Origin of the sequence: Methylobacterium sp. E-005 (assembly GCF_022829725.1) — a bacterium.
In the GTDB taxonomy this organism is placed as follows: Bacteria; Pseudomonadota; Alphaproteobacteria; order Rhizobiales; family Beijerinckiaceae; genus Methylobacterium.
The window spans coordinates 1-847 of record NZ_JAKSYG010000052.1; the positions used below are offsets into that span (position 1 = coordinate 1).

An 847-nucleotide genomic window follows, 5' to 3' on the forward strand; every position below is an offset into this window, starting at 1 on the left:
GCCACCAGCGGGTAATGTCCCCAGTCGGGACACAGGCGGAAGAACGGGTTCTCGAGGGCGTCGGGGGCGGAGATCAGCAGCGCGCCCTGCCCGCAATAGTTGAGCACCAGCGCCGGCAGAACCAGCGCGAACCACGCCAGCCGAATCGGCAGGGCGCCGAAATGACCGAGATCGGCATACATCGCCTCGCCGCCCGTCACCGCCAGGAACGCCGCGCCGAGCATCAGGAAGCTGACGTGCCAGCCGGCATGGAGCAGGAAGTCGACCGCCCGCCAGGGATTGACCGCCGCCAGAATCTCGGGCGTGCGCAGGATGCTTGGGATCGCCAGCAGTACGAGCACCGCGAACCAGACCAGCATGACGGGCCCGAACACCCGGCCGATGGCGGCCACACCCTTGTGCTGGACGAGGAACAGCCCGACCAGGATCACGAGGGTGATCGGAACCACATACGGCCCGAGCGAGGGCGCGTCGACCTTCAACCCCTCGATCGCCGAGAGAACCGAGATCGCCGGCGTGATCGCCCCGTCGCCGTAGAGCAACGCCGCCCCCACCAGCCCGACCACCAGAAGCAGGGCCTTCCAGCTGCCGGGCCTCGCCTGCCGGGCACCGAGCAGCGCCAGCATCGCCACAATGCCGCCCTCGCCGCGGTTGTCGGCCCGCAGGATCAGCACCGCGTATTTGAGCGAGACGATCAGGATCAGCGACCACAGGATCAGCGAGACCGCGCCGGTCGCCGCCGCCGGCACCGAGGCGCCGCCGCTGGTGGCGGCCTTCACGGCCTCCTTGAACGCGTAGAGCGGGCTGGTGCCGATGTCGCCGTACACCACCCCCAGGGCGCCGAGCA

1 protein-coding gene is annotated in these 847 nt (G+C 69.5%); it reads right to left on the minus strand.

Going from position 1 to position 847, the window contains the following annotated elements; translation table 11 throughout:
• Positions 1-847, minus strand: an 847-nt coding sequence (locus MKK88_RS04980; protein ID WP_243997496.1) for a KUP/HAK/KT family potassium transporter, incomplete at both ends; no start/stop codon positions are given.